This is a genomic window from Mycobacterium sp. TKK-01-0059, from assembly GCF_000709305.1.
GTDB classification, from domain to species: domain Bacteria; phylum Actinomycetota; class Actinomycetes; order Mycobacteriales; family Mycobacteriaceae; genus Mycobacterium; species Mycobacterium intracellulare.
Genome location: NZ_KL446993.1, coordinates 906380 through 920317, shown reverse-complemented (window position 1 = coordinate 920317; position 13938 = coordinate 906380). Strand labels below are relative to the sequence as shown.

Annotated in this window: 15 protein-coding genes; 9 read left to right on the top strand and 6 right to left on the bottom strand. The window is 69.8% G+C overall.

What is annotated here, in order from left to right:
* Nucleotides 1-15: 15 nt before the first annotated feature.
* On the bottom strand, nucleotides 16-1542 hold the full coding sequence (locus tag K883_RS04585) for an ATP-binding protein (RefSeq protein WP_036453838.1): 1527 nt from the start codon (nucleotides 1540-1542) through the stop codon (nucleotides 16-18).
* Nucleotides 1539-3170 (bottom strand): NAD(P)/FAD-dependent oxidoreductase, encoded by a 1632-nt coding sequence (locus K883_RS04580; protein WP_086427049.1) that lies wholly within the window; start codon nucleotides 3168-3170, stop codon nucleotides 1539-1541. Before K883_RS04580 ends, K883_RS04585 begins: the two co-directional genes overlap by 4 nt.
* Before the next feature lie 295 nt (nucleotides 3171-3465).
* Between K883_RS04580 and infA the strand changes: the two genes are divergently transcribed.
* The 8 genes from infA (at nucleotide 3466) to truA (ending at nucleotide 8144) form a co-directional block, all read left to right on the top strand.
* Nucleotides 3466-3687 (top strand): translation initiation factor IF-1, encoded by a 222-nt coding sequence (gene infA / locus K883_RS04575; RefSeq protein ID WP_003418601.1) that lies wholly within the window; start codon nucleotides 3466-3468, stop codon nucleotides 3685-3687.
* A gap of 51 nt (nucleotides 3688-3738) precedes the next feature.
* A complete protein-coding gene (rpmJ, locus tag K883_RS26475; RefSeq protein ID WP_003879483.1) occupies nucleotides 3739-3852 on the top strand; it encodes a 50S ribosomal protein L36 in 114 nt (37 codons plus the stop codon).
* A gap of 159 nt (nucleotides 3853-4011) precedes the next feature.
* A complete protein-coding gene (gene rpsM / locus K883_RS04570) occupies nucleotides 4012-4386 on the top strand; it encodes a 30S ribosomal protein S13 (protein WP_008260257.1) in 375 nt (124 codons plus the stop codon).
* Between the two features lie 6 nt (nucleotides 4387-4392).
* On the top strand, nucleotides 4393-4809 hold the full coding sequence (gene rpsK / locus K883_RS04565) for a 30S ribosomal protein S11 (protein WP_008260256.1): 417 nt from the start codon (nucleotides 4393-4395) through the stop codon (nucleotides 4807-4809).
* Nucleotides 4810-4818: 9 nt separating this feature from the next.
* Nucleotides 4819-5424: a 30S ribosomal protein S4 gene (gene rpsD / locus K883_RS04560; RefSeq protein WP_009952905.1), complete on the top strand. Its 606-nt coding sequence runs from the start codon at nucleotides 4819-4821 to the stop codon at nucleotides 5422-5424.
* Nucleotides 5425-5500: 76 nt separating this feature from the next.
* Nucleotides 5501-6544: a DNA-directed RNA polymerase subunit alpha gene (locus K883_RS04555; RefSeq protein ID WP_008260253.1), complete on the top strand. Its 1044-nt coding sequence runs from the start codon at nucleotides 5501-5503 to the stop codon at nucleotides 6542-6544.
* Between the two features lie 117 nt (nucleotides 6545-6661).
* Nucleotides 6662-7306 carry a 50S ribosomal protein L17 gene (rplQ, locus tag K883_RS04550; RefSeq protein WP_008260250.1) on the top strand — a complete coding sequence of 215 codons (645 nt, stop codon included), beginning with the start codon at nucleotides 6662-6664 and terminating at the stop codon, nucleotides 7304-7306.
* Nucleotides 7293-8144, top strand: coding sequence for a tRNA pseudouridine(38-40) synthase TruA (gene truA, locus K883_RS04545; protein WP_081914347.1), 852 nt, complete (start codon nucleotides 7293-7295; stop codon nucleotides 8142-8144). Before rplQ ends, truA begins: the two co-directional genes overlap by 14 nt.
* Here truA and K883_RS04540 read toward each other — a convergent pair.
* Together K883_RS04540 and K883_RS04535 are read right to left on the bottom strand one after the other, a co-directional pair.
* Entirely contained in the window at nucleotides 8141-8776 is a 636-nt protein-coding gene (locus K883_RS04540) for a cutinase family protein (RefSeq protein WP_026071200.1), read from the bottom strand. The genes truA and K883_RS04540 overlap by 4 nt on opposite strands.
* A gap of 42 nt (nucleotides 8777-8818) precedes the next feature.
* Nucleotides 8819-9700, bottom strand: a complete 882-nt coding sequence (locus tag K883_RS04535; protein WP_036453832.1) for a cutinase family protein — start codon at nucleotides 9698-9700, stop codon at nucleotides 8819-8821.
* A 121-nt stretch (nucleotides 9701-9821) separates the two neighbouring features.
* On the opposite strand from K883_RS04535, the gene eccB reads away from it, so the two are divergent.
* Nucleotides 9822-11195 carry a type VII secretion protein EccB gene (gene eccB / locus K883_RS04530; RefSeq protein ID WP_036453831.1) on the top strand — a complete coding sequence of 458 codons (1374 nt, stop codon included), beginning with the start codon at nucleotides 9822-9824 and terminating at the stop codon, nucleotides 11193-11195.
* On the opposite strand, the gene mycP is transcribed toward eccB, so the two are convergent.
* Entirely contained in the window at nucleotides 11160-12473 is a 1314-nt protein-coding gene (mycP, locus tag K883_RS04525; RefSeq protein ID WP_369798857.1) for a type VII secretion-associated serine protease mycosin, read from the bottom strand. The two genes, eccB and mycP, sit on opposite strands and share 36 nt — an antisense overlap.
* Complete coding sequence (gene eccD, locus K883_RS04520; protein WP_036453827.1) at nucleotides 12470-13879, bottom strand: type VII secretion integral membrane protein EccD; 1410 nt, start codon at nucleotides 13877-13879, stop codon at nucleotides 12470-12472. Before eccD ends, mycP begins: the two co-directional genes overlap by 4 nt.
* Between the last annotated feature and the right edge of the window lie 59 nt (nucleotides 13880-13938).

The following is a 13938-nucleotide window of genomic DNA, read 5'->3' as shown; positions in this document are numbered from 1 at the left end:
GGCCCTATTCCAGTCCTATTCCGGGGTCGTGACGTTTTCTTCCGGGCCGTCGAGGTCGGGGGCGACGTCGGCGGCGGGCGGTTGCAGCGGCAGCAGCACGATGAATCGGGTGTCGCCGGGCGCCGATTCCACCCGCAGGTCCCCGCGATGCTTCTTGACCACGATGTTGAACGCCAGATCCAGGCCCAGGCCGGTGCCCTCGCCGAACGGCTTGGTGGTGAAGAACGGCTCGAAGATGTGCTCGCGCACGTCCTCGGGTATGCCCGGGCCGGTGTCGCAGATCTCGACGCGGGCCATGTGCTCGCCTTCCCGGCAGGTGCGGATGGTCAGCGTGCCGCCGGTATCGCGCATCGCGGCGATCGCGTTGTCGATGATGTTGGTCCACACTTGATTGAGATCACCCGGATAGCAAGGGATTTCGGGAAGCGACTGGTCGAAGTCCTTGACCACGGCGATGGCGTGCGAGTTTTTGCCGCCGTCCTTGGTCAGCCGGTCGGCGAACATCACCAGCGTGCTGCGCAGCAGCTCGTGCACGTTGGTCACCTGGAACGGCGCGCGATCCAGCTGCGAATACTGTTTGGCGTCGGCGACCAGGGCCGAAATCCGTTTGCTCGCTTCGAGGATCTGGTTCATCAGCAGTTCGCTCTCGATGGTGTAGTTGATCCACCGGATCGCCTGCTCCGCCGACGTCGACGCGAGCTCCTCGCTGACCGCGGAAATCCGCTCCAGCCAATCGGTGTCGATGCCGCCCTCGACGAACGTCGGCGCGATGTCCCAGCCGCCGTCGATGCCGTGGGCCTCCAGCCAGTCGCCGACGGCGTCCTCGCGGTCGGCGGTCTCCAGCGCGCTCAGATGCTGCGAGGCGGACTTCGCGACCTGCTCGGCGACCCTCTCCTGCAGCCGGACCAGGGCGCTGAGCGCCTCGGGGGAGACGGTGCCGTCGGCGAGCATCGCCAGCTTGTGCCGCATGCTGGCCACCCGTTCGCGCAGATCCGACGCGGCCCGCGAGATCGCCGCGGCCGGGTTGTTGAGCTGGTGGGTCAGCCCGGCCGACAGGCGGCCCAGCGCCAGCAGCTTCTCCCGGTTGTCGATGATGCGGCGGGTCCGGTCGGTGCCGACGGCGATGCCGTCGAGCAGGTGGACGGCCATCGGGAACTGGTCGCGCATGAATTGGGCGAACACCGGCGCGTCCATCACGAAGAACCGCGACGGCCGGGTCACGTGCACCGAGGCGTCGTAGCTCTTCTGTTTTCCGCCGGTGAACGCCCGCCAGGCCCCGCAGTACACGCCGCGCTGCGAGGTGCGGTTGGTCTCGATGTCCTGGCCGCCGGAGAGCTTGGACATCATCAGCTCGCCCTCGATCAGCACGTAGAAGCAGGTCGCCGGTTCGCCTTCGACGCAGATCGGGCCCGGTTCGTAGGTTTCGATGTGGCCCGCCGCGCACAGCACCGCAAGCTGCTCGTCGGTGAGCGCCTCGAACAGAAACAGGCTGCGCAGCTCGTCGGGCTCGCAGGGGACCTTGATCGATTCGGCGCCGGTCATGATTCGGCCAGGTAGCGGTGGACCAGCATCACGGCCATCGACCCTTCGCCGACGGCCGCCGCGACCCGCTTGGCCGACGTCGAGCGGACGTCGCCGGTGGCGAACACCCCCGGCACGCTGGTTTCCAGCTGATGCGGCGGGCGATCCAGCGTCCAGCCGCACACGTTGCGCAGGTCCGGGCCGGTCAGGATGAAGCCGTGGTCGTCGCGGGCCAGCACCCCGTCCAGCCAGTCGGTGCGCGGGGCGGCCCCGATGAAGATGAACATCCGGCCACAGGTGACGTCCTCGGTCTCGCCGGTCCGGTTGTTGACCAGGCTCAGCTGCTCGAGGTGGCCGTCGCCGGTGGCGCGCTGCACCTCGGTGCAGGTCAGCACGTTGATCTTGGGATTGGCCTCGATCTGCTGGATCAGGTAGTAGGACATCGACGCCTCCAGGGAGGGGGCGCGCACCACGATGTTGACCGATTTGGCCGTGCGGGACAGGTACATGGCGGCCTGCCCGGCCGAGTTGGCCCCGCCGATCACGTAGACCTCTTCGTCTTCGCACTCCGCGGCGATCGAGACCGCCGCCCCGTAGTAGATGCCGCAGCCGGTCAGCTCGGCGCACCCTTCGGCGTCCAGCTGGCGGTAGGCGACGCCGGTGGCCAGGATGACCGCGTGCGCGTCGATCGAGCCGCCGTCGGCGAAGCGCACGGTGCGCTTGGACCCGTTCACCTCGAGGGCGGTCGCCTTGCGGGCGGTGATCAATTCGGCGCCGAACTTCTCGGCCTGGCGGCGGGCGCGGTCGGCCAGCTGGCCGCCCGAAACCCCGTCCGGGAAGCCCAGGTAGTTCTCGATGCGCGAGCTCTGCCCGGCCTGACCGCCCGTCGCGATGTGCTCGATGAGCACGGTGCGCAGGCCCTCGGAGGCGCCGTACACCGCGGCGGCCAGGCCCGCGGGCCCGCCGCCGACCACGATCAGGTCGTAGAACTCCTGCGACGGCGTGGTGGTCAGGCCCAGGGTCTCGGCCAGCTGTGCGTCCGTGGGTTCGACGAGGGTGTCGCCGCGCTGGGTGACCACCACCGGCAGCCGCAGGCCGTCCTCGCCGGCCGCGTTGAGCAGCCGCTCGCCGGCGGGCTCGTCGGCCATGAACCAGGTGTAGTAGAGGCCGTTGCGGGCCAGGAAGTCGCGCACCTGCCAGGACCGCGCCGACCAGCGGTGGCCGATCACCTTGGTGTGCGGGACGGGGTGCTCGGGGGCGGCCCGCCAGGCGTCCAGCAGCCCGTCGATGACGGGGTAGAACTTCTCCTCGGGCGGGTCCCACGGCTTGAGCAGGTAGTGGTCCAGGTCGACGACGTTGATCGCGTCGATGGCGGCGTGGGTGTCGGCGTAGGCGGTCAGCAGCACGCGGCGCGCCGCCGGATACAGGTCCATCGCCTGCTCGAGGAACTCGATGCCGCTCATCTGCGGCATCCGGTAGTCGGCGATGAGCAGCGCGACCGTCTCGCCGCGCAGTTTGAGCTCCTTGAGGGTGCCCAGCGCGTCGGGCCCCGACTCCGCGCGCACGATCCGGTGGTCCTCGCCGTAATGGCGACGCAGGTCGCGCGCGACCGCCCGGGAAACCGAGGGGTCGTCGTCGACGGTGAGCATGACGGGCTTGCGCTGGCTTGAGGGGTTGGCGGGTGTAGTCACTGGCGTTAAGTATGCGCTCGTCAGCGGGCGTGTGGGAGGTCGAGCGGGCGGCCCGCCTTCCGCCGACAGCGATTTTGGTGGACGCCGATGACCAGGTATCGTGGAACGACGGTGCGGCATCCGCGCCGACTTTTTGTGTGTCCAGTCCTAGGAATTTCCTGTCACCGGCTCACGTTGCAAGTCGGTGCGCCATGTCGCGCCGATCTGGGCGCAGACGCGAACGAGACTAAACGATGAGGATTCTTAACTAGTTATGGCCAAGAAAGACGGCGCCATCGAGGTCGAAGGCCGCGTGGTCGAGCCGCTGCCCAATGCGATGTTCCGCATTGAGCTGGAGAACGGTCACAAGGTGCTTGCCCACATCAGTGGCAAGATGCGGCAGCACTACATCCGCATCCTGCCCGAGGACCGGGTGGTGGTGGAGTTGTCTCCCTACGACCTGTCCCGGGGCCGCATCGTGTACCGGTACAAGTAACAAGCCCGATCAGAACAACCTACGAACGACACAGAACAGGATCGAACAGCCGTGAAGGTGAACCCGAGCGTCAAGCCAATCTGTGACAAGTGCAGGGTGATCCGTCGGCACGGGCGGGTCATGGTGATCTGCTCCGATCCGCGCCACAAGCAGCGCCAAGGCTGAGCCAGGCGCCGCGCGGTACCAACTACAACTGAATGCAGACCTCCCAGCACCACTGAGCGAATACGTCGCTCACCCACGCCCGGACGGAGGCCGGGCCCCGGATAGATCGGGAACGGGCTGGGATCAGACCTCCGCCGAGAAAAAGAGGAAACGCCACCTATGGCTCGACTAGTAGGCGTCGATCTGCCGCGTGACAAGCGGATGGAGATCGCGCTGACGTACATCTTCGGCGTCGGCCGGACCCGTTCGAACGAGATTCTCGAAGCGACGGGGATCGACAAGAACCTGCGCACCAGGGACCTCACCGACGACCAGCTGACCCACCTGCGCGACTACATCGAAGCCAACCTGAAGGTGGAGGGTGACCTGCGCCGCGAGGTCCAGGCCGACATCCGCCGCAAGATCGAGATCGGCTGCTACCAGGGCCTGCGGCACCGCCGCGGCCTGCCGGTGCGCGGCCAGCGGACCAAGACCAACGCGCGCACCCGCAAGGGGCCCAAGCGCACCATCGCCGGCAAGAAGAAGGCCAGGTAACCCCCCATGCCACCAGCCAAGAAGGCAGCGTCCGCCCCCAAGAAGGGGCAGAAGACCCGTCGCCGGGAAAAGAAGAACGTCCCGCACGGCGCCGCCCACATCAAGAGCACGTTCAACAACACGATCGTGACGATCACCGACCCGCAGGGCAACGTCATCGCCTGGGCGTCGTCGGGTCACGTCGGGTTCAAGGGCTCGCGGAAGTCGACGCCGTTCGCCGCGCAGCTGGCCGCCGAGAACGCGGCCCGCAAGGCGCAGGAGCACGGCGTCAAGAAGGTCGACGTGTTCGTCAAGGGACCGGGCTCGGGCCGGGAGACCGCGATCCGGTCGCTGCAGGCCGCCGGACTGGAGGTCGGTGCGATCTCCGACGTCACCCCCCAGCCGCACAACGGCGTTCGCCCCCCGAAGCGCAGAAGGGTCTAGGAGATACTCATGGCTCGTTACACCGGACCCGTCACCCGCAAGTCGCGCCGGCTGCGCACCGACCTCGTCGGTGGCGACCAGGCGTTCGAGAAGCGCCCCTACCCGCCCGGCCAGCACGGCCGCGCGCGGATCAAGGAAAGCGAATACCTGCTGCAGCTGCAGGAGAAGCAGAAGGCCCGCTTCACCTACGGCGTGATGGAAAAGCAGTTCCGCCGCTACTACGAAGAGGCCGTGCGGCAGCCCGGCAAGACGGGTGAAGAGCTGCTGCGGATCCTGGAAAGCCGGCTCGACAACGTCGTCTACCGCGCCGGGCTGGCGCGCACCCGCCGGATGGCCCGCCAACTGGTCAGCCACGGACACTTCAGCGTCAACGGCGTCCACGTGAACGTCCCCAGCTACCGGGTGTCGCAGTACGACATCATCGACGTGCGGGACTCCTCGCTGAACACCGTGCCGTTCCAGATCGCACGGGAGACGGCGGGCGACCGGCCGATCCCGAGCTGGCTGCAGGTGGTGGGGGAGCGTCAGCGCATCCTCGTCCACCAGCTGCCCGAGCGGGCACAGATCGACGTCCCGCTCACCGAGCAGCTCATCGTCGAGTTCTACTCGAAGTAAGTGACTTTCGGGCCGGCCGGCCCGAAAACCCAACGGCATCAAATAGCGGGTGCCGAGAAGGAGAAGAAGAAACACCATGCTGATCTCTCAGCGACCCACACTGTCGGAGGAAGTCCTCACAGACAACCGCTCCCAGTTCGTCATCGAGCCGCTGGAGCCCGGATTCGGTTACACCCTGGGCAATTCGCTGCGCCGGACGCTGCTGTCCTCGATTCCGGGCGCGGCCGTCACCAGCATCCGCATCGACGGCGTGCTGCACGAGTTCACCACCGTCCCCGGCGTCAAGGAAGACGTCACCGCGATCATCCTGAACCTCAAGAGCCTGGTGGTGTCCTCCGAGGAGGACGAGCCCGTCACGATGTACCTGCGCAAGCAGGGTCCGGGCGAGGTCACCGCGGGCGACATCGTCCCCCCAGCCGGTGTCACGGTGCACAACCCCGACCTGCACATCGCGACGCTGAACGACAAGGGCAAGCTCGAGGTCGAGCTGGTCGTCGAGCGTGGCCGTGGCTACGTGCCGGCCGTTCAGAACCGGGCCTCGGGCGCCGAAATCGGCCGCATCCCAGTCGATTCCATCTACTCGCCGGTGCTCAAGGTCACCTACAAGGTGGACGCCACCCGCGTCGAGCAGCGCACCGACTTCGACAAGCTGATCCTCGACGTCGAGACCAAGAGCTCGATCAACCCCCGCGATGCGCTGGCGTCCGCGGGCAAGACCCTGGTCGAATTGTTCGGCCTGGCACGCGAACTCAACGTCGAGGCCGAGGGCATCGAGATCGGGCCGTCGCCGGCGGAGGCCGACCACATCGCGTCGTTCGCGCTGCCGATCGACGACCTGGACCTGACCGTGCGGTCCTACAACTGCCTCAAGCGCGAGGGCGTGCACACCGTCGGCGAGCTGGTGTCGCGCACCGAGTCCGACCTGCTGGACATCCGCAACTTCGGTCAGAAGTCCATCGACGAGGTGAAGGTCAAGCTGCACCAGCTGGGCCTGTCGCTCAAGGACAGCCCGGCGAGCTTCGACCCCTCGCAGGTCGCGGGCTACGACGTCGCCACCGGCACCTGGTCCACCGAGGCCGCCTACGACGACCAGGACTACGCGGAAACCGAACAGCTCTAAAGGCCGTCCGGTGACGATGCGGCCGTGCAGCGGCAGCTGAGGAACCGGACACAACTGGCGAAAGTCCGTCCCGGTCCTACCTGATACGGGGACCGGCCCCAATTAGGAGAAGTCGCAATGCCCAAGCCCACCAAGGGCCCTCGCCTCGGCGGGTCGTCATCGCACCAGAAGGCCCTTCTGGCCAACCTGGCGACGTCGCTGTTCGAGCACGGCCGTATCAAGACGACCGAGCCCAAGGCGCGTGCGCTGCGGCCGTATGCGGAAAAGCTGATCACCCACGCGAAAAAGGGTGCGCTGCACAACCGCCGAGAGGTGCTGAAGAAGATCCGCGACAAGGACGTCGTGCACACCCTGTTCGAGGAGATCGGGCCGTTTTACGCCGACCGCAACGGCGGCTACACCCGGATCATCAAGGTCGAGCCGCGCAAGGGCGACAACGCGCCCATGGCCGTGATCGAGCTGGTGCGGGAGAAGACGGTCACCTCCGAGGCCGATCGGGCCCGCCGGGTGAAGGCGTCCAAGAAGTCCGACGCTCCTGTCGCGGCGGCGGCGGCGCCTCAGGCCGCCGTCGAGCCCTCCGAAGCCGTCGGCCCGACGGCCGAGGAAGCCACCGCCGAGGCCGGGGAGACCGAGGCCTCCGAGGCCTCCGACGAGCCGACCAAGGCCCAGGCCGAGGCCGAAGACAAGGCCGACAAGGCCGTGGCCGCGCGGGCCGAAGCCGAGGCCGCCGAGAAGGCGAACGACGAGGCTGACGAGAGTTAGCGAGGACGTCCGTCTGCGGCTCGATATCGCCTACGACGGAACAGGTTTCGCAGGCTGGGCCACTCAGACCGGCCAGCGTACCGTGGCCGGGGTTCTCGACGAGGCGCTGACGACCATCTTCCGCACGCCCGTGCGGCTGCGGGCGGCGGGGCGCACCGATGCCGGAGTCCACGCCACCGGGCAGGTGGCCCATGTCGACGTGCCCGCGGCGGCCCTGCCGAACGCGTACTCGCGTGCGCCGCACGTCGGTGAGGCGGAGTTTCTGCCGTTGCTGCGCCGGCTGGGCCGGTTCCTGCCCGCCGACGTCCGGGTCGTCGACATCGTCCGCGCCCCTGCTGGTTTCGACGCCCGGTTCTCGGCGCTGCGGCGTCACTACGTGTACCGGTTGTCGACGGCGCCGTGGGGGGTGGATCCGCAGCAGGCCCGCTACGTCACCGCCTGGCCGCGCCCCCTCGACGTCGAGGCCATGGCCACCGCCTCGCGGGACCTGTTGGGATTGCACGACTTCGCCGCGTTCTGCCGTCACCGCGAGAACGCCACCACCATCCGCGATCTGCAGCGGCTGGAGTGGACGCGCGAGGGTGACCTGATCTTCGCACGGGTCAGCGCCGACGCGTTCTGCTGGTCGATGGTGCGCTCCCTGGTCGGGGCGCTGCTGGCCGTCGGCGAACACCGCCGTCCCGTCTCCTGGTGCCGCGAACTGCTGTCCGCCACAGCCCGATCCAGCGACTACGCGACCGCCCCGGCGCACGGGCTGACACTGGTCGGCGTCGACTACCCACCCGACGACCAGCTGGCCGCGCGCAACCTCATCACCCGGGACGTGCGCTCGCGCTAGACCCTCGCCGCGGCGAAACTCGCGGCCTTGTTGGTCAATCCGGGCACGTAGCTCAAATGCGACGCCCACCGCAGGCCGCCCGAACAGATCGGGTCGCCCGGGTTGCACAGGTCGATGGTCTTGCCCTCGAAATTCGGGCTCAGCGCGCTCATCAGGTTTCCCGCCCGTCCGGACGGATTCCCGAAGAGCGCGACGGCGGCGACGTGATCGGCGGCCGCGGGCGGCAACGGCCTGCGAAACCCGAAGCCGGACACCGGTGCGGCCGTGACGATGTCGATGACGGCGGCCCCCTGCGAGTAGCCACCCAGCACCAGCTTGGTGTTGGGGCAGTTCACCGCCATGCGCTGGATGTGGCTGCTCGCGTCGTTGGCGCCGTCCGCGGCGGCCAGGAAGTCCTTGTCGGCGGGATAGTTCACGCCATATGCGCCAACGCTTTTGCGGGTCTGCTCGCGCAGCGAGTTGACGAACGCCCCGCCCACCTTCCCGACACCGGGCGCCTCATCCGTCCCCCGGGCAAAGACCACTTCTACGCCGGGGCAGGACGCCGATGCACGGGGAACCAATTGCGGGGCAACCAACAACGCTGCCCCCGCGAGCAATCCGACGCCCAGCCCTAAAGGGATAAGCCTCACACAGAGATGTTAAGCGCGCCTTGATAACCCGCCGGTAACGATTTAGACGAGAGGTGCTTGCGGTACGGACGTGGCCGGCCCGGGCGCGAGCGGCGCGGGTGCGGGGGCGGTGCCGGTGCCGCCGTGGATCGAGGGGCCCGACCCGGGCGGGGTCTGCCCGTACACGGGCGTCTGCTGGCCGTAGCCGGGCTGGCCGGGGAGCTGCGGGCCGGCACCGGGGAAGGACGGGCCGTACCCGGGCACCGACTGTCCGGCGCCGACGAGCTTGGACGCGACGAACGCCGCGGCCTGGGTGGTGTAGACGGGGACGTAGCCCTCGGTGTGCCCGCTCCACTCGTTGCCGGGCCCGGCGTGGCAGATCGGGTCGTTGGGGTTGCACAGGTCGATGGCCTTGGAGCCCAGCAGCTTGCTCTGGCTGGGCAGCGTGCCGCCGGCGCGGTCGGCCACGTCGCCGAAGGTGGCGACGGCCGCGATGTTGTCGGCGTACTGCGGCGGCAGCGAATTGCCCCAGTTGATGCCGCCGATGGGCACGCCGGCCACGATGTCCATCACCGAGGCGCCCTGCGAGTAGCCGCCCAGCACGATCTTGGTGCTCGGGCACTTCTCCACGCTCTTCTTCACGCGGTCGATGGTGTCGTTGGCGCCGTCACCGCCGTGCAGCTGCAGCTTGCTGGCGGCGTAGTTCACGCCGTAGGGCAGGATGTTCAGCCCGCCCGTCTGCTGGCGCAGCGAGTCCACGAAGGCGTCGCCAACCCGGCCCAGGCCGGGCGGCTCGTTGGTGCCGCGGGCGAAGATGACCTCGACGTCCGGGCAGTCATCGGCGGAGGCGACCGGCGTCGCGGCCGGTGCGGCGAGGAGGCCGGCGGCGGTCACCAGGGCGGAAGCGCCCAGGCCGACGAGGCGAGCTGCACGGTGAGTTTTCACCGGGCAATTTTACCCAATTTCGGCCGGGGCGAAACTCCTACGACCTGTGGATAAGCGCTCCGGCGGGGCCGTTCGGCGGCCTACCGTGGGCCCAGACGGATTTCGCAGGGTGGGGGGATCAGTGCCGCGTCAGCCGACCACGTGGCTGCGCGTCAGCGCTCACCGGTACCTCGTGCGCCGCACCGAATGCGCGTTGCTGGGCGAGGCGATATACCCGACCGGTCCACGGGCGCGGATGCCGTCGGCATCGCTGGCAGCCGGCTGCGTGGTCACGGTCCTCGCGCTGGCGGGCTGTGCGCTGTTGGGTTTGCTGAGCCCGCACGTCGCGCTGGATCGGGCGCAGATCGTGGTGTCCCGGGATTCGGGTGCGCTGTTCGTTCGAGTGGGCGATGTCTGGCATCCGGTGCCGAACCTGGCCTCCGCGCGGCTCATCGCGGGGACGGCCGCCGATCCGCAGCCGATCCGCGAGGCCGACCTGGAGCGCGCCAAACGCGGCCCGCTGCTGGGCATCCCGGGTGCACCGCAGTTCGTCGGCAGGCCCCTGCCCGCACAGGACGTGGCCTTCTCGATGTGCGACAGCGATGGCGCCAGCAGCACGACGGTCATCGTCGGCCCCCTCGCCGACAACGCGGTCACCCGCATGCCCCCCGGGCAGGCCATCCTGGCCGCCGTCTCCTCGGGTTCGCCGGCCTATCTGCTCTACGACGGGCACCGGGCCATCGTGGACCTGGAAGATGCCGCGGTCGTGCGGGCGCTCCGCCTCGAGGGCCGCGCGCCGCGGCTCATCTCGCAAGCGTTGCTGAACGCCATGCCCGAGGCGCCACCGATCTCGGCGCCCCGCATCCGCGGCCTCGGGGCCGCCGCGCCCGGGCTGCCGGGGTTTCACGTCGGCAGTGTGCTTCGCGTCACACGCACCGACGGTGACGAGTATTACGCGGTGCTGGCCGCCGGCGTCCAGCGGATCGGCCAGGTCGCCGCCGACCTGATGCGCTTTAGCGGCTCGCAGGGCACGGTCAGTCCCATCACCGTCGCGCCCGCGGCGATCCGGGCCGCGCCCGTCGTCGCCGAGCTGCCCGTAGCCGGTTTCCCCGACCGCGCGCCGACGCTGCCGGAGGCCGCCGGCACGTTATGCGCCAGCTGGGCGGGCGGGCGAGCGGGGGTGGCTTTGCTGGCGGGGAGCCGGCTGCCGGTGCCGCCCGGTCAGGCGGCGGTGACGCTGGCGCAGGCGGACGGCCGCGGCCCCGCGCTGGATGCCGCGTACGTGCCGACCGGCCGCAGCGCCTACGTGCGGGCGGGCGACAAAGCCGGCACCCGCTACCTGATCGTCGACACCGGGGTGCGATTCGCCATCCCCGACGACGACGCCGCGCACGATCTCGGCCTCTCCGAGCCGACCCCGGCGCCCTGGCCGATCCTCACGCTCTTGCCGGCGGGACCGGAGCTGAGCAGACGCGGCGCGTCAATCGCCCGGGACGCGGTCGCGGCCTCCCCGTAACCGGCTTCTGACCCCTCCGGCGGCGAGCGCGACCGTCAGTGCGACGAGGCAAACCGCGGCGCCGCGCACCGCGGTGTCCCGGGCGCGGGTATCGCGCGATCGGGTCGTCGGCGGCGACACGGCGGCCGGCGCCGCGGCAGGCGGCTTGGGCGTGGCGGCGGGCCGGCCCGTCCCGGTGCTGACCGCGGCGAGCGGATCGATGGTGCCGCTGCCGACGAGCGGATCCCACCCCGCGGGCGGATGATGTGCGGTCGACTCGATGCGCTGCATCACCTGCCGCGCGGTCAGCGCCGGGAAGCGGGCCCGGATGAGCGCGGCCAGCCCGCTCACCACCGGGGCGGCATAACTCGTGCCCGACACCGGATCCGGCGCGAGGGAGGCCACGGCCTCGCCGGGCGCGGCGACATCGACCCAAGGCCCGGCAAGGCTGAAACCCGAGGGCGCCCCTTCGGCGTTCACCGAACCGACGGTCAGCACGTAGTCGTCGTACCACGCGGGACTGACCGCGACCGTGATGGTCTGCCAGGTCGCGTCCGGTCGCTGCGGCGGGCACTGCGCGGCGCCGCCGGTATTCCCCGCCGCCGCAACCACGACGGCATTCTTGACGTCGACGGCGTAGGCCAGCGCGGCGCCCAGCGCACGGTCGTCGAGCGCGGCGGCCACCGGAACGCACGCCACCGAGGAAATGTTGATCACCGACGCGCCCAGATCCGCTGCGGTCCGAACGGCTTTCGCCATGGTGTCGACGTCACCCACCCCGGAGCGGGACCGGTCGGTGGCGGGCGCGAACTTCGCGCTGGACTGCCGAATGCTGATCAACGTGGCCTCCGGAGCGATCCCGCTGAAGCCGTCCGACTTGGAATCCGGTGCGGCCGCGATGATTCCCGCGACCAGGGTGCCGTGCGCGTCGCAGTCCTGCGTGCCGTCGCCGGTCGACACGTAGTCACCCCCGGGCACCACGTCGGGCAGCCGGCGGTGCCGCGAGACTCCGGTGTCGATGACCGCGATCCGTTGCCCTGCGCCGCGGGTGAGGCGCCACACCTCCGAGAGATCGAACGCCCCCGGCGGCTGGTTACGGCCCGGCCTCGAGTCGAGCGTCAGCGCCGCGCAGACCTCGCGCTGCACGGTCGGCCGCGTCGGCGCGGGCAAGGCGGGCTCGGGCAGCCACTTGTCGTCGATGCCGGGTGGCGAAACCGCCTGCGCCGATGGCGTTCCGAACGCGGCGAACATCGTCAGCGCCGACACCGCGAGCACGCGCCCAACGTGCGAGTTCCTCACGTGAGATTCAATCCCCGGACCGCGCCGTAGAGTCCGCTGATCCAGCAGGCCAGCGGGACCAGTGCCGACCACGCCAGCCACTCCAGCACTTCGACACATCGGAGCGCGACGGGCGAGGAGGATGTCGCGGCTAACCCGAGGTACATCGCGGCGGCGGCCAGCGCCGTCGCCGCCGCGAGAAGCGGTCCGGGCATCTGCATTCGCAGTACCGTGACGCCGAAGGTCGTTGCCGCGATGAGGGTTCCGCCGGTGGCAAAGCTCAGCAGCCCGGCGCCTGCGCCGGACCTGCAGCGCAGCAGGAACAGGGCGGCGGTGACGGTCCCGAATGCCATGCAGGACAGCCGCGGAGCGCCGGCGAGCACGGTGAGAGCGGCGCCGACGCCGGCTGACGACGACAGCCCCGCGCGCAGGCTCACCAACCACCGCTCGGCGCGGATCGCTTGCGCGGGCACCCGCGAGCCACTCGGTTCGGGGTCAGCGAAGTCCGTCGTCGCAAATCGGGGCGACAACCCCGCCAGCGCAATGGACATGCGCGGCGCCGCCCCGAGCAGACCGAGCGACAGGACCGCGGATGCCGACGCGACGACATGCAAAGGCGCGGCGGTGATCGCGCCCACCAGCGCCGCCGCGGCGACGGCCGCCGCGAAGCACGCCGCCGCCGTCAACGCGACGACGCCGCAGCCCGACAGCCGCATCGCCAGCACGGCGGTGACGGCCGCCGCCGCCGCGGCCAGCAACACGTTGGAAACGCTTGGGCCACCGGGCACCATCACAAACCCGGCCACCGCCGCGAAGACGGTGGCGATCACGCTCAGCGCCAGCCCGGCGATCGGGTCTCGGTAGGCCCGGTGCGCGACCGCGGCAAGCCCGAGCGCGACAAGGGCGGCCGATCCCAAAGCGGCGCCCGTCATCCCAACGTCTCGAGGGTGGTCGTCGCTGAAGGTGTTTCGGACCAAAGCCAGCCCGCCCACCGCCGTCAGGACGACGGCCGCAGTCGCTCCGCAGAGCCGGGTGACCCGCCGGGTCGCGGCACCGCCACGCAACCGAGCGGGCCCCTCCAGCGCGGCCGCCACCTCCCGCGCGACGTCGACGTAACGCGGCGCGGGCAACGGCACGGAGGGTGTGCTCAGCACCAACACCGCGCCGTCGCCGATGCGGTTCTGCGCCAACGTCGTCGACGGGTCCAGCGCGGACGCGCCGGGAATCGACACCTGGTAGCGCACCGCCTCCTGGTCGGCGTGACGGACCCCGAGCGCGTCGATGAGCGACGGAATCAACACCGCGACAGGCACTCCGGCGGGAAGCGCCAGATCGGCGACGGCGGTGCCCCAATGAACGCGGACCCGGCACAGCCCGGTATCGGATGCAGCCAACGGCGATCCCTTCGGTCGGATCCTGGCGAACATAGCCGGGTTTCGACGCCCCGGCATCCGGCTGTCCACAGGTGACTTGTCGCCATTTTCGG